This is a genomic window from Paenibacillus sp. FSL M7-0896, from assembly GCF_037975415.1.
Lineage (GTDB): Bacteria > Bacillota > Bacilli > Paenibacillales > Paenibacillaceae > Paenibacillus_AQ > Paenibacillus_AQ silagei.
In genome coordinates this window covers 7,536,474-7,557,408 of sequence record NZ_CP150250.1, presented here as the reverse complement: position 1 = coordinate 7,557,408, position 20,935 = coordinate 7,536,474, and the positions used below count along the sequence as shown (strand labels likewise).

Sequence of the window (20,935 nt, the reverse complement as noted above, 5' to 3'; positions counted from 1 at the left end):
CCAGCAGGTTGCCGCTCTTATTCTCCCTTATAGGCCTTACGCAGCTCCGTAAGCTCGAACTTCTTCATCTGCAGAAAAGCCTTCGTCACACGCGCCAGCTGCTCCGGCGTGCCCTTCTTCATCATCTCATTCATCTCCGCAGGAATAATCTGCCAAGAGATACCGAAGGCATCCTTCAGCCAGCCGCATTGCTCGGCTTCAGGAACTGCGGACAGCTTGTCCCAGTAGTAGTCAATCTCTTCCTGAGAATCGCAGGATACCATGAAGGAGACCGCTTCATTGAAGCTGAACTGATGATTATGCGCACTGTCCATGACCGTGAACCACAGATTCTCCAGCATGAAGTCCGCGAACATAATCGTTCCTTCCTGATCGGGCGCAGAGCCTGCCGGGTAGCGGGTAAGAAGTCCTTGACGCGAATCCTTAAATACGGATAAGTAGAAGGACATCGCCTCCTCCGCCTTACCGCATTGATCCCCCACGAACAACAAGGAAGGAATAATCGCAGGCCGCTCCTCCCCTGCCGAATTCGTTAGAATCAGCTGCCAGGACACCCCATACTTGTCCTGAATCCAGCCGTACCGCTCACTGAACGGATACTTGCCAAGCGGCATCAAGGCGGTGCCGCCTTCCGCTAACTTATCCCACACCTCATCTAATCTCTCAGCTGCATCCTGGTCGCGGGAGGGATCGAAATTAACAAAGAAGGAGACGGCCGGATTCAGCTTGAAATAAGGACCTCCGCTGATCGCCATGAACGGCTGCCCCCAGACCTCAAAAGAGACCTGACCCGCATCGCCAGAGGGCGTATCATGAATGGTGTTCACACTCGTAACCTTGGACTCCGGAAACACAGTAGCGTAAAAGCGGGCGGCTTCTGCCGCCTCCTTGTCATACCATAGATGCGGAACAATTCTCTGTCTGATGCTGGCCACAACGATTCCTCCTCAGCTTCTGTCCGTTCCGATCCAGGGACAGGGGCTTTAATTTGCTTTATTATACACTACAGGGAGGCTTCTTCATTCTTTATATTGGAAAACAATGCAGGGCCTCCGCCCTAGCTCGCACAGTCTAATCCTCTGTCTCTTCTTCTTCCTCCATGTGCCCTAAATAGTCATAATAGAATTCGACCATGGCATCTCCAAAGCCCCAGCCAATGCCCTGACTACGTTCCGCCAACCTTCTGCTACGGTCGACGAATTTTTCCTCCAAATCATTCTTCACAATGTATTCCAATGCTTGTCTATAAATACTGGATACCGTCAGATAGAACCGCTCATCGATGTCTCCGTAAGCCCGGGTGAAGTCCACCCCGCACTCCACCGTGAACACCATAATTTCAGCAATCTGCTCCTTGTTGGCGGATACCTTACTGAAGTCCTTAATCGCCTTCTTAATAACGGGGTAGCGCAGAACCTCTCCTCTGTCGCCAAATTGCTTCTCAATGATTTTCTTGTATTTATTCAGAATCTCTTCCTCATTTGGAGTTAACAATGATATGTAATATTAACCAGTAATGCCGTGTACAGGATGTTCTTTTAAAGGAAAAAGCACATCTAACTTATTTGTATTTCTCGTGAAATTACCATAGATACCTGAATTCCCAGGAAAATTAGGATAAGTCTCAAGCAAATGACCGAATTGAGCTGTAATACTAAAAAGATTCGCGGGTAAGAGTTTTTTGAGAGCTAATTGCTCAATCTTACTTTGCGTCATTTCCACCTCCGCTGAGCTTCATAATTTCAGCTAATTCCTCTTCGAGGTCTAACCACCGATGGTAATCCGTTGGATCATCCATTTCATCACCATTGTAGTCTGCAAATGCTTCCTTAAACGTTTTACCTTTAAATTTTAGTTGAAGATCCATCAGTTCTAGAGCAATTTCCTTAGCTCGCTCCTCTTTTGACTGCTTACCCTTTTTCTTTTCCTGCGCTAGGATTTGCATACGCATACCATATATGGGATCTTTAAGAAGCTCTATGGCATACTTTGGGATTTTACGATGCTTTCATTATTAATATTATGAGTATAGGTAACACCATATAAACAACTGCAATCAATATAATTTCACATAAAAAAAGACCCCAAAGGGCCTTTTTTGATTCCATATAATCACACCTCAATATCCCGCCGAATATTCCCTACTTTCTTTTAAATTAACAATATCCTGGCCCGTCGGGTTCTGGAAAACGCGAAGTCCAAACAGAGGGATAATCGCAAAAATGTGATCAAAGATATCCGACTGGACGGACTCATACACACCCCAGGTAGTCTCATTGCTGAACGCATAAATTTCTAAAGGCAGTCCGCTGTCTCCTGGTGCTAACTGCCTGACAATGAGCGTCATATCCTTATGAATTTTGGGATGATTACGCAGATATTCTTGGACATATTCCCGGAATACCCCGATATTCGTTAGCTGTCTTCCATTCACTTTGCTCTCCATATTGATATGATGTTCCGTATTATAGGCGTTAATTTCATCTAATCTTGTCAGGACATAATCGCTAAGATAGTGAACCTTTTGGAACTCCTCAATCATTTCTTTGGTACAAAAACATATGCTGCTTGTATCAATACACACACTTCGTTTAATTCTTCTGCCCCCGGAGGCTTCCATCCCCCGCCAATTTTTAAAAGAGTCTGAGATCAGGGCATAGCTCGGAAGCATGGTAATGGTTTTATCGAAATTCATCACCTTTACCGTATTCAGCGTAATATCAATTACATTGCCGTCGGCATTATATTTAGGCATTTCAATCCAGTCACCTACACGAACCATGTCGTTAGAAGATAATTGAATACCTGCCACGAGGCCCAATATCGAATCTTTGAACACTAGCATCAGAACAGCGGATAAAGCGCCCAGTCCACTAAGCAGAATCAGCGGATTCTGACCCATGAGGTTAGAAATCACCACAATCGCACCAATAATATACAGTATAATCTTTGCAACCTGAATGTAGCCTCTGATCGGCCTCATCTTGGACACTTCATACGTACGATAAATAGCATCGATGGCATCAAGCAGGGCATTAAACACCGTGATCGTTACAATAATCATATAAGCTAAGGCGAACTTTACAATGAAAGACTGATACAGCGGAAAAATAGGCGCCGCGTAATAAATGATAAAGGCCGGAGCGAGATGCGACAGCTTGTGAAATACTTTTTTCTCCAAAAAGATATTATCCCACGTATACCGGTTGTTATGAATGATATGGATGATGATCTTCAGTACGATTTTTTTGGCAACAAGATTAGCCACTATAGAGAGTAAAGCAATACATAAAACCATAATGATGTTCGAGAGATACACAACCATCTGCTCGCTCATTCCATATCCTGCTAGGTGCTCTTGTATAAAATTCATCATTTCCTCCTGACTGGGTGCATAGTAGCCTACAATTATAGAGGATAAATAGGTGTTATGCAAAAATATAAAGACCACCCTAAGAAGGTGATCGCACTTAGAATACGGTTGGAGCCAAACTCCAAAAATGCACCCAGGGAATAAATAACTATCAGTCTTTCTTGCCCTTGCATAATAATATTCCAAAATATAGAATTATAAGCAGTAAAAAACACACAATTGGAATGGGGTGTTAACTTGAATACAAGGTTTATCAACTTTGAAGGAATTCATGGTAGTGGAAAATCAGCATGTGCATGGAATTTATACAACAACTTGAATACGAATAATATAAAAGCAGGGGTTTTTTTCGAATATCATATGAACTCCACTATTGAGAATCCGTGTGACGTAAGAATGACCGCAGTAATGACAGAGAAAGAATTCGAAGCTGTTATACAGAGTCATTCTGTTTATGAAGAATTACTTAGAGATAAACTAAAAATCTATAATGGATGGTATTGTGTTTTCGTTCCTGATTTCAAAGAGTATCCAATAATTTATGATTTATTGAGACCGTATATAGCCGATAATGGAAATTTAAAGACTGAACGTTTTATGCAGGCATTAAAAGGCAGAATAACCGCATTTGTTGAACAGGCTCTTAGTTCTGATCTGGTATATGTGTTTGAGAACGTTATTTTTCAGCAAATCTTAAATGAACTTATGCGAACAATGGATTGCGACGAACAACAAATGACGGATTATATATTAGAGGTTGAGCAGATATTGAAGCCCCTTAATCCATTAATTTTTTACCTATATCCAGATGATCTATTTAAGCAAATCAACAAAGTGGCATTAGAGCGAGTGTCCGACAATTATGAATTATATCCCGACTGGATTGACTGGATGGTGGAGTATTTAGAAAATTCGGAATATGGAAGGATACATAAGGTATCTGGTCGGGAAGATCTTATGATCTATTTTGAAAAAAGAAGATCAATAGAAGAGAAATGTTTCGGAAAGCTACGGTCAAATAAAGAAAAAATTTATGTGGACCGTATAGATTATGATGAAGAGAATGCATACATATACAGCAAGTACAGCAAGCTATGATCGGCCTGCCGGTAAAGATATATTTATCCTCCTACTTGCAACGCTCAATTTAGTACTGTATAGTTCTATTCATGACAAAGGCAAAAATAATGAACCAAAAACGTGTGCTTGAAGTCGCGGCAGCCTTATTTTTAGAAAAGGGATTTGCTTATACCAGCATGGATGAATTAGTACGTGTAAGCAAAGTGTCCAAATCTAATGTGTATTATCACTTCGCGGATAAGGAAGAATTGTTAGCAGGGGTCGTTGATTATTGGATTGAAACGTATGAGCGGGCAATGGATCAAATCCTTTCTCAGAACCAGTTATCCGTTGAAGATCGTGTCCAGATGTTTTTAAAGCATTTAACGGAGGGAGTTCAGGCAAGAGACTATAAGGGGAGCTGTCCGTTTATTACACTTTATATTCAAACTCCGGCACAAGCTACGCACATCAAGGAAAAAATAGGTCTCTTTTTCACAGGATTACAAATGAAAATCTCTCTATTACTACAACAAGGAGCAGAAAAAGGCGAGTTTAGAGAAACGATTCATATTGACGAGGTAGCAGCACTTTTTATAACAAATCTTGAAGGAGCGCTGTTTCTTGCAGAGACATTGAAGGATGCAACGGTGATCACGAAAACAGCCAGCCACTTTTTCAACTTGCTTCGATAAGAAGCATTTTTTTTACACAAAATTAGTACCAACAAGTACTAAAAGGAGCGCGGTTGATATGAGAACAATATTTTTAACAGGTGGAACAGGTTTTATTGGGAGGCAACTCGTGGAGGAGCTTCTTAAAGAGGAGGTTATGATTTTTCTTTTAGTGAGGTCGAAAAGTAAAGCAACACGCGTTTTTCAGAAAAAAGGGTTTTTAAACGAGGCAGCCATGCACTTTATTGAAGGCGATTTGACGAAACCAGATTTAGGTCTAAGCGATGAAGATAAGGAGAGGGTACTGAGTACGGATGTTATTATTCACGCAGGCGGACAAATGGATATTCAAGCGACAACGCAAGAGGCAACCTCTGTATTTTTAAACGGTGCTAAGCATATCAGTGAATTCGCTAAACATATCCATCAATTGAAGGGTCTGCAGCAATTTATTCATGTCGTTGGATATATGAGCCCTTTTGATGATGATAATAGCAAGGTTGCAATCGATGTGTTTAAAGAAGGACACGACTATCTGAAAATAAAAAATCCTTATGAAAGAACCAAATTCCTAGCTGATCTGTATATTCGCCAGCAGGCATCCGCAATAGGTTATCCGCTGTCTGTGATTAATCCGCCAACTGTAGTCGGCAGCAGTACAACAGGGAGTACGGAGCAGGTAGCCGGCTTAGGCTTACTTGTGGAGAGTATGCGAAGAGGGCTGATGCCAGTTATACCTGGAGGCAAGGGGTATAAATTACCGCTGATTGCAAACGATGCGCTGGCGAAGTTTATGGTTCAGGTTGTTAAGCTGGAGCCGTCGTCTATTCAAACCTATACACTTGTTCCAGATCAACCGCTGGACCCGGATATATCTGAATTATTAGGCGTGATGTCAGAAAGTATGAATATGGCCGCACCTACAATCTCTGTGCCCCTTCGCTTCATGAAAGCACTTATGAACAGCGGGCTCAGTAAAATCACACGAATTCCATCGGATGGACTGAACTTTATTACAAATCGAAAGTTTTCAAATGATTTACCGAAAAAAGTCATGGGAGCAGATTGGTTTACTAAGACGAGTGTCATGAATTTTTTCCCGGCCGTAGTAGCAGATTTGGATTATCGCTTGATGTACCCAAATAACCAGCATAATCATGTATTTGAACGAACCTTAATCGGAAACACTGTGATTCATCAGATACAAGGAAAGGGTAGGCCATTTATTTTATTCCACGGTTTGTTGAGTGATGGGGAGGATTTATTTCCCTTAGGTCTAGAGCTTCATGAACAAACGGGTCAACCTGTATGGATTCCGGATCTTCCAGGTTTAGGACGTTCCCCTTTTAAGCATGAGAAGAATCTTATAGATCTTTATTTGAATGTAGTGAAGGAGTTATCAGGAAAAGCTGCTCAGGGCGCACATTGGATTGGCCATTCCTTCGGAGCGGTTATTCTGCTGGAAGCGTTAGCGCGAGAGTGCTTAGATACGAAGAATACTATTACTTTACTTCAGCCACCTGTTGCCCAAAAAAATTCTAAATCGTTTAATACTCCTCAATTGTTGAACAAATGGGCATTGAAATTAGCAACGGCTAATTCATTAGAACGTTATTTAATTGGCAATGGTCTGTTTGAAAATATAGAGAGCATTCCGAAACATTATATTGCCAAAGTACGCAGCAGCTTTACTTCGCCTAGAATTTTAAATACAACTCTTCAGCTCAACAGTTTCCTGTCGAAAAACTATCAGGGGGATTTCACCAAAGTACCGGGGTCTAATCTTCATATTATTTGGGGCGATCAAGATCGGCGCTATTCTGCTCCAGTACAGCTTGGAAAGATTGACGTTGTTCCCTATGGTCATCATTTTCCTCTTAACCATCCACAGGAAACGGCTTCTTATGTATTAGGAAATTAATACATCCACAGTAATGAAAAAAGACACCTGACGAGGTGTCTTCTGCTTTACTCCGTTAGCGGAACAGTTTATAAATCGAGAACCGGAACCGGTCCGTCCATCCAGTTCAGCTGGCTATCCATCATGAACTGAACCGTCCAATGATGCTCTGCCTGATACCAGTTATTAAATTCCACAATACTCTCGTACAGATTCTCGACGGCTTCCGGCGTTCGTTCTTCCAGTACCCGATGGATGTCCGCCAACAAATTCTCCGGCTTCTTTTCTACCCCTTCCAGAACCTTTAAGAACCACTTATAAGAAGGGAACAGCGTTTCGTTGTGTACCAAAATCAGCCTACCTGCGAAAAAGGCATAGTGGGTCAAACAGTAGTCGATTAATAAACGATTGTTGCGTTTCAGTCCTTCGTAATAATACCATTTCCAGGTTTCGAATTGTGCATAGAACTTCTGCATGTTCTCTGCCTTTTTCTCCACCGGATATCGGGGAGCGTCTTGGACCAACTGTTCCAACCCCTCAATATTGGTATAGGTGACGAACGCATCCTGGAATGCGAACTTAGCAGGATCGCTGCCGGATTCGGCCACTTGCTTGATGTAGGAAGCGGATACAACCTTCCCGTCCACGTAACCGCCTTCATAAGAACAGGATTCCGTTTCGAAATACCCAAGATTATGGATGGAACAAGCATTCTTGTAATCCTCTTCAGAAAGGACGATCATAATGTCGATATCAGAGGTTTCACCAGCAAAACCATGCGCCACGGAACCTCCGATGATGATCCCTTGTACGTCGGGTCTGGCTTTAAGCTTGTTGGTGATGGTATCGATAGCAGCTTGATGATGGGGATACATAATACATTCACTCCAATTAAATTAATATAAACATTAATTAGTAAGTTGATACATTAATCAAAAGGTAATAATATTCCACTTTTGAAATTTCTGCAATCCCCTGAATGAATTAATCATCACCCCTAATAAAGGAAGGCATCGTTAGTAACAAAAAAAGGGAGCACCCTCACATTGGATGCTCCCACATTTTTTACTTCCTCAAAGCATTGATCTCCTGCTCCGTTAACCCAGTGGCCTTTACAATAATCGATATGTCTAGATTCAGGTCAAGCATGTTCTTAGCCACCTTCTTTATACCTGCCATTTCCGCACTACCCAGCATCGACGCTTCATCATGCAGATATTTCTGTCTAGCTTCATACAACCGTCTGGCCTCTGAATCCTGACTCAAATACTGCAAAGTATCCATCGCCTTTTCCAAACCCGGTTCATTCATCTTCAGCACCTCCAGGAAATGAACTTCAATATCGTTGATTAAGGATATTCCTGTCCGGTCTTCCCGCAGAAGACATACGTTTCGCTATCAGCTACATTCGTTATTATTATAGCAATTTTCAAGTGAACTTAATCTTAAAGGGAAACGAAAAAAGACACTGATTAAGGTGTCTTTACTGATACTCCATATGGAGCAGAGGGGAGTCGAACCCCTGTCCGAAGATAACGGCACATAAGCTTCTACGAGTGTAGTTACAGTTTTGATGTCACCTTAGAAGCCCCCCGTAACCGGGTCCTCTTCGGGTCAGCCTGATTATCTTCTTCTGCTGACCCCAGGAGGAGACCAGACAGCGTATCCCACTACTTGTTAGCCCCTATCCCTGTCACATAGGCGATGCAGGGTAGAAGCACGCACACAGGTTATTAAGCTGCGAAAGCGTAGTTGTTTTGTTGTTTGCCGTTTAATAGGCTTTAGCGTTGATGAAGCGGACGCGTCCCCACTACTCGCTACTCATAATTCTAATGTTTTTAGAACATGAACTCTTATCCAATTAATTATTGCTTTTCTCAATATGTTCCTGGATTTAACAAACTTATCTCTTAAATTGAAGTATTCATTTTGAAAAGTTACATCTAAACTAAGAGCAAATTCTTGAAAGAAAAACTCGCCTGAATGAAAATGCCCTGACCTTACATTTCCATATAAGAAGTCACACAATTTTTTATCATAGTCTTCATTTAAATATTTCATCATGAACGAACTGAAAGACAGTTTCTCATTTTCACATTTAGTTAATGCTTCTACTGAGGATACCATGTATGAAATCATAAGTGTTGCTTCTTTTCCCCCAGCAGTATGAGAAAGATTATATAGTCTACATGAATTCTTAAAAGCTTCATATTTATTGATATCCTCAACTTTTAATCTGTCCAAAGACTTATAAAATTGACGAATATTCTTCGGAATTTTTAAAGCTAAACCATAACAAGCCGTTTCATCAATATCTTCAGAATAATACTCTCGCATATCAATAGTAGGATTAGTTATTCTATAGTTTAAAAAGGTTTTTTCTAGATTTTCATTCATTACTTTATCATTATTGAGAATCATTGTTGAATTAAAATTAAAATTATCATCTACAAAACCTACATTAAAATAGGAGGGCACTTCAACTGCTTGATAGTCTAACCTATGTCTCAGACCATTCATATTATCCATTACACGTATATCCAACTCACTATCATAAAATGATTCTCTTTGAAACTCACCTATTAGACCATTATTGCTTTTTCGTGTGTAATGAGCAAATTTAGAATCAAACACATAAAAACCTGTATCAATTAATACGGATAAAAAGGATGTGAAATCTCTGGCAATATTGTATGCTTTTGAACGGGCTTGACTGAGTGAGCTAGCCTCTACCTCAACATCAATGCATATTATTCTCTCAGCTATTGTATTTTTTTGTTTTTCATTAAACAAAGGCTTAAATTTGACTTTTCCTCCCCATGTTATTACATACTCACCTTTAAAACCTATATCATGGATGATTGAATAGTACAGTCTCACTGTATATTTAGCTTTTTTATCACCATAATCGTTGATTGTAATAGGATAATACAATTCGCTTAAAAAGTAATGATCTAGATCGTACGAATTTATCATTTCATCATGAGAATAAATAATCATTTTATGCAACTGTTTCATGCTACCATTGCTTAAAATATAGACATCAACATTAATCCGAGCTTCAGCTTCTTTAATCCTGTCTACAAAGCTAAATTTGTAAACATCAAAGTCATCAATATATTCATGAATAACCTCTAATTGCTTTTTCTTCTGAAACTCATTTTTTAGATACTCATCTAGTACGGAATTGTTGATTGGTATTTCGAGTTTTTTTTCAACTTTATTCATACTCTTCCCCCATAGTCCTGTTCAGCATTGAGTTTGATAGTTTCCCAGTCAATATCAAGTCCAGATATACGAAAGGTCTTTCCTTCCAACTATGCTATCCACTGCTCATTTTCATATTACGAAAATTATGTACCACTCTGATTGCCTACAGCTCAAGATGGTGGATTTTCACCCTGAATACTAATGCGAAGCTCGGCCGACAAAAGTAACAATTTACTGGAATTAGATATACCAATATTCCCATACCATGAATTGACTGTCAAAACATTTTGTCAGCTAATACATATAAAAGTTCTTCAGATATCTTTGCAACCAGCAATTGATCACGATATGAATGTTACACTTTCCGACGCCATTTACCTTATACATCATTAAAACTTGCAACAGTCACAAAATAGATAGTACTACCAGTACATTGAAACGTATGTTCTGAAGGACTTTGTAACCATTTGTCGTATTTTGTATATATAAAAAATAATGGTAAATGAGAGTGATCCCTGTGAATAATCATAATCATCTTAGTTTAGTTAAAGAAAATATTGACTTTAACAGTCAAGGCCGACAAGATAAACGCCCTGACCGTATTATTATTCCAAAATTACATGGTGCTAAATTAAGAACTAATTTTAGTCAGCAACAAAACGAATATAATAAAACAAAGAAGTTTGGTGAAGACTTCATTTTCAGAGTAATTAAAGATAACGACAAGCCAGTTAACTACAGTAAAATAGGTCTTATCCTCCTTGCTGAACCAAATAAAAAAGAAGCTATTGTACAAGTTGAAAATCCTATAGTTTTCAACTCTCACTTATCCGATTTTATAGCTGAGAAACTAGCAACCAAAAGAGTTATGAATTATTCTGAATTTGCTAACCTTGAGGAATTTGTTTTTCAAACTCCAGAAGAAAAAACAGGACCATTGTTAAAGGCTATGGTAGTTGACAATATGGCAGAATACACACTAGATGTCCAATTATATGCGGATTCCGATGACATAAAATCCCTTCATCAGAAAATGATTTCTTTTAAGGATTATTTGAAATCCTTAGAATCTCGGGTAATTGATGATGTTATTATGTCCTGCTTGATGCTTATTAAAATTTCAATTAAAGGCGCGCTAATTAGAACATTATTGGAGCATAAAAACGTATATTATGCCGACTTACCCCAACAATCCATTTATGAACAGGGAAAATTTCAAAATATTGATATTGCAACAATTCCGAAGATTAAAAAACCTGGCCTAGATACTCCTTTTGTTGCTGTTATCGATAGTGGAATACTACCTACTCATCCGCTACTACAAGACACGGTGTACGAGTCTGAAGCATTTGGTGGAATTACAACACCATTCGATGAGAATGGTCACGGCACCATGGTAGCAGGAATTGTTCTTTACGGAGATGTATACGAAGCATTAAATTCCTCTAAACCTCTTGAGCCAGAGATACGCTTATTAAATGGAAGAGTAACTGACCAACACAATAAATTCCCAGATGAAAAAATACTTGTTTCAGTAGTTCAAGAAGCTATAGAGTACTTTGCATCTGACGAATTTAATTGTAAGATATTCAATTTATCATTAGGAGATGATCGTTTTCCCTATCAACAAAATAGTAAGATGGATGCATGGAGTTTTTCTTTAGATTATTTAAACTATAAATTTAATATAGCTACAGTTGTATCTAGCGGCAACTATTATCCTATCAATGATGGTGCCACTGTGATGAACAATTATGTTGATTATTTATTGAATGATCAAGATGCAGCAATAATTCCCCCTGGTATATCAGTAAGCTCACTTACTATAGGTTCAAAAATTCATAATGTTGGTGGAAACGGTTTACGGACGATTCCCGTAGGCGAAAAGGGAATAATCTCCCCATTTTCAAGAACAGGCCACGGATACAATAAATCGATAAAACCCGAGTCTACAGCTAATGGCGGTACCTATGTTTTTAATACGTTGACTAAGAAGATTAACTCTCAAGATTCATCTCTTGGAGTGTTATCTTCCAGTCTCTTTAACAATGGTTCCTGGTTTGAAGTACGTCATGGAACTAGTTTTGCTGCTCCTTATATTAGCCATCTTTTAGGGAAGATAAAAAAAGAAATCCCCACTGCAAAAGGAAATCTCTTACGAGCCTTACTCATCAATTCATCTGATTGTTCTACTTTAAGCAATGAATATATTGAACAAAAATACTCTAGTTCAAAACCTGCACAAATCAAAGAACTTCAGCAGCGTATAAATGGATATGGGGATATTAGAGAAAAATATTTAACTCGATCATACGATAACCTTGTAACTATGTATCATGAAGGTGACATAGGGATCGGAAAGATAAATATCTTCGAGATACCCATTCCAGATGAAGTATATTCTTCTAAAGGTGCTTGTAAAATAAATATTTCTTTAGCATATAATCCTCCATGTAGGGATTCAAGAATAGACTATATGGGGGTTAAAATGTCATTTGGCTTATATCGTGGACTTGATTTAGATGATGTTACAAAATACACCTGTAAGCCTGACGATGATGAATTTGAAAAAAGCACTCTACCCGAGGACAAAAAGGGATGTAAATGTAAGATGGATCCTGCCATAGCTTCTACTGCTAGGGGCACACTTTTGAAAAGTACACATAAGCTAATTAATAATGCAAAGGCACAACGTGTTTATGGAGACACTTATTATTTGGTAGTAAAGTGTACAAAGAAATGGCTCCAGGAGGAGGGGTTTCAACCTTTTGCAGTTGTTGTATCTATAGAACACAGCAATCAAGAAGTTAATATTTATAATTCAATACAAACAAGAATTCAAAACAGACAACGTTCACAAACAAGAACACGTGTTTAAAATGAAAGGAGATGCGGAAAAATTCCGCATCTCTTTACATTAATGCGTTGTATATTTCATACCTACTTTTGTATTTTTCAATCTCCTCTAATATAAGTGATTCTGATAATTGATTATATCGCATAATAATTGCCTTCTTTATAGAGGTGACACAGATACGTTCAATATCAGCATGCGAAAAACCAATTAACATCTTTGAAAGTTGATCAGTATCTATTCTTGCATGCGGATAACGATTTAAATTCCGATTTAACAAATCCTTAATTTGAGACTCATTAGGCAAAGGAAACAACAATACATCATCAAAACGTCTCCATATGGCTGGGTCTAATAACGATTGGTGATTAGTAGCAGCTATTATTATACTGTCTCCTTGAAAACTATCTAGCAACTGTAAAAAGGTATTTACTACTCTCTTTAACTCACCATGTTCATCTATTGAATCACGTTTTTTGGCAATAGCATCAAATTCATCAAAAAATAAAATCCAATTACCACTTGATGCAAAGTCAAAGATTTTTCTTAGATTACTGGCTGTTTCTCCAAGATACGAAGAAATCACACTATCGAATCTAGTATATAAAATTGGTATATTCAATTCACCTGAGATAGCTTTTGCAGTCACCGTTTTACCACATCCAGGGGGGCCACAAAATAGAAATTTGTTTTTACTCGATAAACCATAGGCCGACAGGACATCACTTTCTTCAAACTCTTTTACTAACTCATAGAGTGATTGGAGAATTGAATCGTTAAGAACGAGATTATCAAAGTTTGTCTGAGATTGATTCATTTCAAGCAACAAATTATTAGAATCTTTATCCTTAGGCAATAAATGAAAGTGATTAACTGTTGTTTGTTTTAATGGTTTTGCTTCAAAACCAGGCGAATCTAATATTTTTTGTAATTCCCCAGCCAATTGCGCATGACTTTTAATCTTTTCATCTTCAATAATTGCTTCTGCGATTTGCTTAAATGTGTCCATATTTCCATCTTTAACACTTTGAAATAACTTCTTGAGATGCGCCCCTTTGGCCATCTATTATCACACCGCTTCATATAAACTTTGTTTTAATATAGCATATCTTTATCATTTTAACTCTTTTTATAATTTCTATACCCATAGTTGTTTAGAGCACAACATCAAAGGCATAGAATTTAAAGCATAACAATTAATTAAATTTCATAATATAAACCCTGCCAATCATTATTAAAAAAAAAGTATTATTAGAGTGTTTCCTGAATCATATTATATTCTTCCTAAAAAGTATTCACAAAAGACTCCTTAAACATTCCAATTCTATTCTATATGAAAACTTGTTGTCGGTTCCCTTTATGTTTCTAGGGCATCGGAATTATGTATATTTTCAAGCTCTCTCAAAAATCTATACTTGATGATCGTCCCAACACTACGACACGTAGTTGAGGACTATAAACCTAATCTAAAATCTTCAATCCGTTGCTTAATAACTTCTTCAGGACTATTTCCATTCTTCTTCAGCAACAACATTTGCTCGTAATCAGAATCATCAATAAATATAATTAATTTGGATTGTGCCATCCACACTTCTCGTTGAGTGTGTATTGCAGCTTCTTTTGCCCCTTTTCTGGTTGAAATAATTCCAAACATTCCTGGACCATAGGCTTTTAAGTAGTTAATCATTTGTAGTACACAGTTTTTGGTTATTTTTTCAGAGTAGTTCTTGGGGTCAATTACAATAAAATCTGCCCCGTATCTATTGGCCATAAACTTCCAAAATCCTGATTCGCAATAATTTGCCATGATTATGTCTCTTCTATTTGCCTTAGCAGTATCTGAATGCTCTACAATTGGCTTGCCGAGGTCTGGACAAAATAGGTGCTCAAATATAGATGTACAAACCTTCTGATACGAACTCCAATTTGATTTTCCAGGAACGCATGACCTCAAAATCCGCATTAGCACATCTTCAATGGTATCTTTAAGGTGTACAGACATTAGTAACTCTTTAAGCTCACAGGACTCGATCATTCTTAATTGTTGCGTAAATAACGCAGCAATTTTATTCAAATCCCAAACTTCAAGCCACTTAAGATCGCTAATCCTGTCCATCTGCATTGCAGTCAACTCACCTGGAAATGCCAGAACTCTCTTCTTAAAAGTAGGATTTTGATAATGCAGTAATTTTTTAATCACTTCATCAAGTCTACGTTCAGAAAAAGTTGAGGCTGCTTTGCATTCAATCAACAAAGTTTCCCCGTTAAAATCTGCTTTTATATCTGCATTTTCAGTATTAACCTCATTCTGGACATTGCTAAAACTTCCATGACACCTCATCATTCTAAGCAACTCATATTCGAATATAAATCCCTTAACCTGAGAACCTTCATGAATACCCAATATTATACCGCCCCCCATCCATACACTTTTAAATGCTTTGTCTTGTTATCATAAAAAACATCGTATCCAATCCTCAGTAATAGGCGATCTGTCAAGTTTGAGTTCTTCGAGCTTTTCAATTTCACAAATATTACTTCTTTATCCAAGTTGCTATCGAAGTAGCCGCCTTTACTAATGACCTTGTAACATCAGACCCCCTTGAATGAACTATAATTATTAATTAAAAAAAACCACTTACTATTCCCTACCCTACATAGTTAATGTTTAGTCACTCAATGGCTCTCCTCTTCATAAAGTCCTCAAACTTATTTCTTAGTACATACACATAATCACATATTGCTATTGCAAAATCTAAGAGGTCAGAAGCATCTATTTTACTTATTTTCACATCAGAAGCATGAGCTCCAATATTCCGATGAATTCGCAGAGCATTTCCCCATTCATAAATCCTCTTATCAATTATCTCAAGCTCTAATAGTTCCTTAAGACCTCCGAAGATATTTGAACTGCTAGCATTAAAATCCTTACAGATGGCTTCTACCGCTCTTCCGCACATAACAGCACAAGCTAAATATGCACTGCCTTTAAAACATTTTTCAGCCTCATCCAATGAAAAGCTTACAGCTTCAGGCAAATCCCAAGACCATTCTCTTTTAGGATCAGGCCATAACCTAACAGCATGACTCCATTCATATTCTTCATTTCCTATTTGCCAAAGTTCTGTTCGAGCTAGCAATGAGCACTTGCAAACTGGACATTCTAAAAGTACTCGCTTCGACGGATTCTCTTCATAGTCCTTATACGTTTCATGCTCACCTTTTATAATGCCATCTACTTTGGAATTACAATATGGACATTCAACTATCATATCCTTTCCCCCGTTTCCTGCTGTCACAGCCTACATCTGTAGTTCTACAATATTTGTAAAATTTCCTGCTTTATTAACAAGGAAAGCGCATAAATGGACTTGGCTTGAGAAAATTTTCATTTTAATGCTCTAGTGGATTAATTATAAGGAGACTCATGCTATTCATGGCCAGCACTTCTCACAAACCCAGTATTATCAAGCATTTCAACCACAATGCACCCCTAATTATCTCCTGAAAACATGAAAAAAGAGTACCAATTAAGGTACTCTCTCATACTCCATATGGAGCCGAGGGGAGTCGAACCCCTGTCCGAAGATAACGGCACATAAGCTTCTACGAGTGTAGTTACAGTTTTGATGTCACCCTAGAAGCCCCCCGTAACCGGGTCCCCTTCGGGTCAGCCTGATTATCTTCTTCAGCTCACCCCAGGCGGAGATGAGACAGCGTATTCCACTATTTGTTAGCCCCTAGCCCTGTCACATGGACGATGCAGAGTAGAAGCACGCACACAGTTTCTTAGGCTGCGAAAGCGTAGTTGTTTTGTTGTTTGCCGTTTAATAGGCTTTAGCGTTGATGAAGCGGACGCGTCCCCACTACTCGCTACTCATGCTCGAACTATCCCCGTCGAATCCAAGAACGGCCCCTCATTAGAAAGGGCGCTTCGGATTAACGGATCAATCACAAGCACAAATGCTGATCCGGTACACAGCGATCTGATTTACGATGGCTGTTCAGAAGCAAAAAATCTACTTACCCAGTATAGCACATTTATCAACACTTTAACACGTGGGTTAAAGGAATTGAAGGTTGAATCTGGAACCACCTGACGAGGGTGCAGTAGTCAGTCTATCTGGCTACCTTCTGTTTGTCGCGCAGCACACGCTGGATATCACGCTGTGCGTCACGCTTCGCGGCGGAATCCCGTTTGTCGTATTCCTTCTTACCTTTACCCAGACCAATCAGCAGCTTGGCGTAGCCATTACGCACATAAATCTTAAGCGGCACAATGGTGAAGCCATCCCGTTTGGACGAGCCCAGCAGCTTGTGTATCTGCTCCTTATGCATAAGCAGCTTACGTGTGCGCGTAGGATCGGTAGGATTGGCGCGGTTTCCCTGTTCAAAAGGACTGATATGCATGTTGTGGATATGAATCTCGCCATTGCGGATCGTAGCGAACGCATCCCCTATGTTGGCGCGGCCATTACGCAGCGATTTGATCTCTGTTCCTGTAAGAACCAAACCAGCTTCGTAGGTGTCCTCAATAAAATAGTCATGGGAAGCTTTTTTGTTCTGGGCGAGCACTTTCCCGTCTGCTTTTTTACCCATGAGCGTCACTCCTTGAATCGAATTCCCGGCAATCCTTCACGGACACCAGGTCTATATTGTATCAAAAGCCGAGCTGCCAACGCAAGGAAGGATCGCTCTATGCCGCGGTCGTGTGAAGCTTGATTCTTATTAAAAAAGCACTGCCCCCCTAAAGGAACAGCGCTCATATCGTTCAGCCTACGCCTTAGGTTTCTTCTTGCGCTTACGGCGCCCGCTCTTCTCGCCAGTGTCAGCACCGGCCTGGCCTGCAGACTCCCCGCTGCCTGGCGTCACGGAGGGGCTAATGAACACGCCGCCCTTCTTCTTGCGGCGGCCCTTGCCCTCCGGCGCTGCGCCGCGCCCGTCGGCCCCGAGGTCCTCGCGGCTGCGGAACCGTGTGCTCGCGTCTACGCCGCGCAGCTCACCGCCCGCCTGCTCAGACCCGCCACCGCTCGGCGCGCCGTAGCCGCCCTTGCCCGAGCCAAAGCCGAAGGCGATGCCGCGTCCCCCGGCACCGCCACCGGCCTCCGCGCCGCGGCCTCTGCCGCCCTCGCGCGGAGCGCCAGACCCGCCGGCTTCGCCCCGGCGGTCCGCCTTGCCGCCGCCCGCTGCGCCTGCGGCGGCAAGACCACGCCGCGCGGCCGCTTCCGGCCCGCGGCCGCTCTTGCGGCCGCTGCCGGCTGCGCCGGCAATGTCCCACGCCGCCGCTCCGTCTGCGCGCGGCCCGTTCCCGGTGCCGGCTCCAGCGGCACCGAAGCCACCAGCCGCTTCACCGCCGCCAGCGGGAGAAGCGTTCTTGCTCTTACCAGCGGCACCGGCGCCGCCGCTCTTCCCCTTACCGCCAGCACCGAAGATGGCGCCGTTCTTGCCCTTGGCAACACCACTCTTACCTCCGGCAGCAGCGCTGCCGGGCTTTCCTTTACCGCCACGGCCCTTGCCGCCTCCAGCCTTACCGGCGGGCTTGCTGAAGCCACCTGCGCCCGGACGGCCGCCTTTGCCGCCATAGCTCCGGTGGTCTCCGGCCGCCCGCGGCTTCATATCAACCAGCTCGAAGTCGATGGTGTGGTCATCCATGTTAACCTTGGCAACCCGGATTTTCACTTCATCGCCGATGCGGAAGACCTTGGAGGTACGCTCGCCGATCAGCGCCATATGAGCTTCATCGAAGTGGTAGTAGTCGTCTGTCAGCGCACTGAGGCGAATGAGACCTTCGACCGTATTGTCAAGCTCAATGAACATCCCGAAGCTGGTCACGCTGCTAATCATGGCGTCGAATTCCTCGCCAACCTTGTCCTGCATGAACTCTGCTTTCTTCAGTTGCTCGGTATCGCGCTCGGCTTCAACAGCCACTCGCTCACGTTCCGAGGACTGCTGGGCAATATCCGGCATCCGGGAGGCCAGATATTCGTGGCGCTTCTCGCTCAGCGCTCCGCCATTCTCAAGCACCTCACGCATCACACGGTGGATGACCAGATCGGGATAACGGCGGATCGGTGAGGTGAAGTGGGAATAGAACTCCGCTGCCAGCCCGAAGTGCCCGGTGCTCTCGGCATCATACTTCGCCTGCTTCATGGAGCGCAGCATCATCGTGCTGATTACCGTCTGCTCCTTCGTTCCCTGAATCTGCTCCAGCAGATCCTGCAGGGCACGCGGGTGAACCGAATTCCCCCGGCCCTTCACGTGGTAGCCGAAGTTAGCCGCAAAAGCCATAAAGTTCTGCAGCTTCTCCGGGTCCGGGTCCTCATGAATCCGGTACAGGAACGGAACCTTCAGCCAGTGGAAGTGCTCCGCCACCGTCTCATTAGCCACCAGCATGAATTCTTCAATAATCTGCTCCGCCACAGAGCGTTCACGTTTTACAATATCGATAGCCTTACCGGCCTCATCTACAATAATCTTGCTCTCCTCAAAATCGAAATCCACCGCGCCGCGCCGCATCCGGGCACCCCGCAGCTTCATCGCCAGCTCCTTCATCAGGCGGAAATCCCCGATCAGCGGAGCATAACGCTCCAGCAGCTCAGGATCTTCATCCTCGACAATCTTCCGTACATCAGAGTAGGTCATTCTCTCCTTCGTACGGATGACACTGGTGAAGACATCGTGGTTCACGACCTTCATCTGCTCGTCGAATTCCATTTCACACGACATCGTCAGACGGTCAACCTGCGGATTCAAGCTGCATATACCGTTCGACAGCCGGTGCGGAAGCATAGGAATGACACGGTCCACCAGGTACACACTGCATCCGCGGTCATAGGCTTCCTTGTCCAGCTCAGAGCCTTCACGCACATAATAGCCTACATCAGCAATATGAACGCCCAGCTTATAATGGCCATTCTCCAGACGCTCAACGTTGACCGCATCATCCAGATCCTTGGCATCTGCGCCGTCAATCGTTACGATATTGAGCCCGCGCAGATCACGCCGCCCCTGCTCGATAATCTCTTCATCTGTGATCGAATCCGGCGCCTGCTCCGCTTCCGTCATCACCTCAGCCGGAAAAGCCTCCGGAAGCTGATGCTTACGGATTACCGACAGAATATCCACGCCCGGATCATCCTTATGGCCAAGGATCTCAATGATCTCACCCTCAGCCGCAGCACGGCCCTCCGGATAGCTCACAATGCGGACAACCACCTTTTCCCCGTCAACCGCACCCTTGAAAGACTCCCTTGGGATGAAAATATCCCGGTTAATCCGCTTATCATCAGGCAGCACGAAGCCATAGGTCTCCAGGCTCTGGAAAACACCCACCGTCTGCGACACACCTCTGATCAGAATCCGTTCCACTTCGCCTTCCATTCGCCCGCCGGACGGGCTCTTAGAGGTAATACGGATCAAGACGATATCGCCGTTCATAGCACCCTTCAGATCGTTCGCGTGGATATACACATCCGGGTGCTCCCGGTTATCGGGAATCAGAAAAGCAAAGCCCTTGGCATGAACCTGCAGCCGTCCGCGCAGCAAATCCATCCGCTCAGGCACACCATAACGGCTACCCCGGGTCAATATGATCCGGCCGTCCTTTTCCAGGTCAATCAATAGAGCCTCAAAGGCTTTGAAATCGGCACTATCCTGAGTGGCGAAATGGCTTACCAGTTCTTCATAGGTTAGTGGTTTATAAGCGGTCTCCCGCATGAAATCAAGTAAGATTTCCTGTGTTATCATGTTCGTTACCTCAGCCTCCTGCTGCATTCCTATGCATTGGCATACTGTATGCCTTGTCCTATTATACAGCTAATCATTTCAAGTAAAATTTACCTTTATATACTTCATACCCTAGTATA

Annotated in this window: 17 protein-coding genes and 2 other RNA genes; 4 read left to right on the top strand and 15 right to left on the bottom strand. The window is 42.0% G+C overall.

What is annotated here, in order from left to right:
- Window positions 1-17: 17 nt before the first annotated feature.
- The 5 genes from MKY12_RS32990 to MKY12_RS32970 form a co-directional block, all read right to left on the bottom strand.
- Window positions 18-935, bottom strand: a complete 918-nt coding sequence (locus MKY12_RS32990) for a VOC family protein (RefSeq protein WP_339312247.1) — start codon at window positions 933-935, stop codon at window positions 18-20.
- A gap of 136 nt (window positions 936-1,071) precedes the next feature.
- Window positions 1,072-1,494, bottom strand: a complete 423-nt coding sequence (locus MKY12_RS32985; RefSeq protein ID WP_339312245.1) for a DUF6155 family protein — start codon at window positions 1,492-1,494, stop codon at window positions 1,072-1,074.
- 12 nt (window positions 1,495-1,506) lie between these two features.
- A complete protein-coding gene (locus tag MKY12_RS32980) occupies window positions 1,507-1,716 on the bottom strand; it encodes a hypothetical protein (RefSeq protein WP_339312244.1) in 210 nt (69 codons plus the stop codon).
- Window positions 1,703-1,951: a hypothetical protein gene (locus tag MKY12_RS32975; protein WP_339312243.1), complete on the bottom strand. Its 249-nt coding sequence runs from the start codon at window positions 1,949-1,951 to the stop codon at window positions 1,703-1,705. The genes MKY12_RS32980 and MKY12_RS32975 overlap by 14 nt, the downstream gene beginning before the upstream one ends.
- Window positions 1,952-2,119: 168 nt before the next feature.
- Window positions 2,120-3,373 (bottom strand): mechanosensitive ion channel family protein, encoded by a 1,254-nt coding sequence (locus MKY12_RS32970; protein WP_339315022.1) that lies wholly within the window; start codon window positions 3,371-3,373, stop codon window positions 2,120-2,122.
- Window positions 3,374-3,610: 237 nt separating this feature from the next.
- On the opposite strand from MKY12_RS32970, the gene MKY12_RS32965 reads away from it, so the two are divergent.
- The 3 genes from MKY12_RS32965 (at window position 3,611) to MKY12_RS32955 (ending at window position 7,027) form a co-directional block, all read left to right on the top strand.
- On the top strand, window positions 3,611-4,471 hold the full coding sequence (locus tag MKY12_RS32965) for a hypothetical protein (protein ID WP_339312242.1): 861 nt from the start codon (window positions 3,611-3,613) through the stop codon (window positions 4,469-4,471).
- Between the two features lie 89 nt (window positions 4,472-4,560).
- On the top strand, window positions 4,561-5,127 hold the full coding sequence (locus MKY12_RS32960; protein WP_339315020.1) for a TetR/AcrR family transcriptional regulator: 567 nt from the start codon (window positions 4,561-4,563) through the stop codon (window positions 5,125-5,127).
- A gap of 58 nt (window positions 5,128-5,185) precedes the next feature.
- Complete coding sequence (locus MKY12_RS32955; RefSeq protein ID WP_339312240.1) at window positions 5,186-7,027, top strand: alpha/beta fold hydrolase; 1,842 nt, start codon at window positions 5,186-5,188, stop codon at window positions 7,025-7,027.
- 68 nt (window positions 7,028-7,095) lie between these two features.
- Here MKY12_RS32955 and MKY12_RS32950 read toward each other — a convergent pair whose 3' ends face one another.
- The 4 genes from MKY12_RS32950 to MKY12_RS32935 form a co-directional block, all read right to left on the bottom strand.
- Window positions 7,096-7,881 (bottom strand): nucleotidyltransferase domain-containing protein, encoded by a 786-nt coding sequence (locus tag MKY12_RS32950; RefSeq protein WP_339312238.1) that lies wholly within the window; start codon window positions 7,879-7,881, stop codon window positions 7,096-7,098.
- Between the two features lie 190 nt (window positions 7,882-8,071).
- Window positions 8,072-8,317 (bottom strand): hypothetical protein, encoded by a 246-nt coding sequence (locus MKY12_RS32945; protein ID WP_339312237.1) that lies wholly within the window; start codon window positions 8,315-8,317, stop codon window positions 8,072-8,074.
- 195 nt (window positions 8,318-8,512) lie between these two features.
- Window positions 8,513-8,837: a transfer-messenger RNA gene (ssrA, locus tag MKY12_RS32940) on the bottom strand.
- Window positions 8,828-10,234: a hypothetical protein gene (locus MKY12_RS32935; protein WP_339252812.1), complete on the bottom strand. Its 1,407-nt coding sequence runs from the start codon at window positions 10,232-10,234 to the stop codon at window positions 8,828-8,830. The genes ssrA (MKY12_RS32940) and MKY12_RS32935 overlap by 10 nt, the downstream gene beginning before the upstream one ends.
- 499 nt (window positions 10,235-10,733) lie before the next feature.
- Between MKY12_RS32935 and MKY12_RS32930 the strand changes: the two genes are divergently transcribed.
- Window positions 10,734-13,094, top strand: coding sequence for a S8 family peptidase (locus tag MKY12_RS32930; RefSeq protein ID WP_339252810.1), 2,361 nt, complete (start codon window positions 10,734-10,736; stop codon window positions 13,092-13,094).
- Between the two features lie 34 nt (window positions 13,095-13,128).
- Here the strand turns inward: MKY12_RS32930 and MKY12_RS32925 are convergent, their stop codons facing one another.
- The 6 genes from MKY12_RS32925 to rnr form a co-directional block, all read right to left on the bottom strand.
- Window positions 13,129-14,133, bottom strand: coding sequence for an AAA family ATPase (locus MKY12_RS32925; protein WP_339252808.1), 1,005 nt, complete (start codon window positions 14,131-14,133; stop codon window positions 13,129-13,131).
- 390 nt (window positions 14,134-14,523) lie between these two features.
- Window positions 14,524-15,474: a hypothetical protein gene (locus MKY12_RS32920; protein ID WP_339252806.1), complete on the bottom strand. Its 951-nt coding sequence runs from the start codon at window positions 15,472-15,474 to the stop codon at window positions 14,524-14,526.
- A 268-nt stretch (window positions 15,475-15,742) separates the two neighbouring features.
- The gene (locus tag MKY12_RS32915) at window positions 15,743-16,369 is read right to left on the bottom strand and encodes a DUF4145 domain-containing protein (protein WP_339252804.1); all 627 of its coding nucleotides are present in this window, start codon (window positions 16,367-16,369) and stop codon (window positions 15,743-15,745) included.
- Window positions 16,370-16,622: 253 nt separating this feature from the next.
- Window positions 16,623-16,987: a transfer-messenger RNA gene (gene ssrA / locus MKY12_RS32910) on the bottom strand.
- 202 nt (window positions 16,988-17,189) lie between these two features.
- Window positions 17,190-17,669, bottom strand: coding sequence for an SsrA-binding protein SmpB (gene smpB / locus MKY12_RS32905; RefSeq protein WP_036690100.1), 480 nt, complete (start codon window positions 17,667-17,669; stop codon window positions 17,190-17,192).
- 177 nt (window positions 17,670-17,846) lie between these two features.
- Window positions 17,847-20,816 (bottom strand): ribonuclease R, encoded by a 2,970-nt coding sequence (rnr, locus tag MKY12_RS32900; protein ID WP_339312235.1) that lies wholly within the window; start codon window positions 20,814-20,816, stop codon window positions 17,847-17,849.
- Between the last annotated feature and the right edge of the window lie 119 nt (window positions 20,817-20,935).

Bases quoted from the DNA above. Each gene is read 5' to 3' on its own strand.
- MKY12_RS32980 (WP_339312244.1), bottom strand. From the start codon at position 1,716: ATGACGCAAAGTAAGATTGAGCAATTAGCTCTCAAAAAACTCTTACCC.
- MKY12_RS32975 (WP_339312243.1), bottom strand. From the start codon at position 1,951: ATGCGTATGCAAATCCTAGCGCAGGAAAAGAAAAAGGGTAAGCAGTCA.
- MKY12_RS32970 (WP_339315022.1), bottom strand. From the start codon at position 3,373: ATGAATTTTATACAAGAGCACCTAGCAGGATATGGAATGAGCGAGCAG.
- MKY12_RS32960 (WP_339315020.1), top strand. From the start codon at position 4,561: ATGAACCAAAAACGTGTGCTTGAAGTCGCGGCAGCCTTATTTTTAGAA.
- MKY12_RS32955 (WP_339312240.1), top strand. From the start codon at position 5,186: ATGAGAACAATATTTTTAACAGGTGGAACAGGTTTTATTGGGAGGCAA.
- MKY12_RS32950 (WP_339312238.1), bottom strand. From the start codon at position 7,881: ATGTATCCCCATCATCAAGCTGCTATCGATACCATCACCAACAAGCTT.
- MKY12_RS32945 (WP_339312237.1), bottom strand. From the start codon at position 8,317: ATGAATGAACCGGGTTTGGAAAAGGCGATGGATACTTTGCAGTATTTG.
- MKY12_RS32935 (WP_339252812.1), bottom strand. From the start codon at position 10,234: ATGAATAAAGTTGAAAAAAAACTCGAAATACCAATCAACAATTCCGTA.
- MKY12_RS32925 (WP_339252808.1), bottom strand. From the start codon at position 14,133: ATGGCCAAAGGGGCGCATCTCAAGAAGTTATTTCAAAGTGTTAAAGAT.
- smpB (WP_036690100.1), bottom strand. From the start codon at position 17,669: ATGGGTAAAAAAGCAGACGGGAAAGTGCTCGCCCAGAACAAAAAAGCT.
- rnr (WP_339312235.1), bottom strand. From the start codon at position 20,816: ATGATAACACAGGAAATCTTACTTGATTTCATGCGGGAGACCGCTTAT.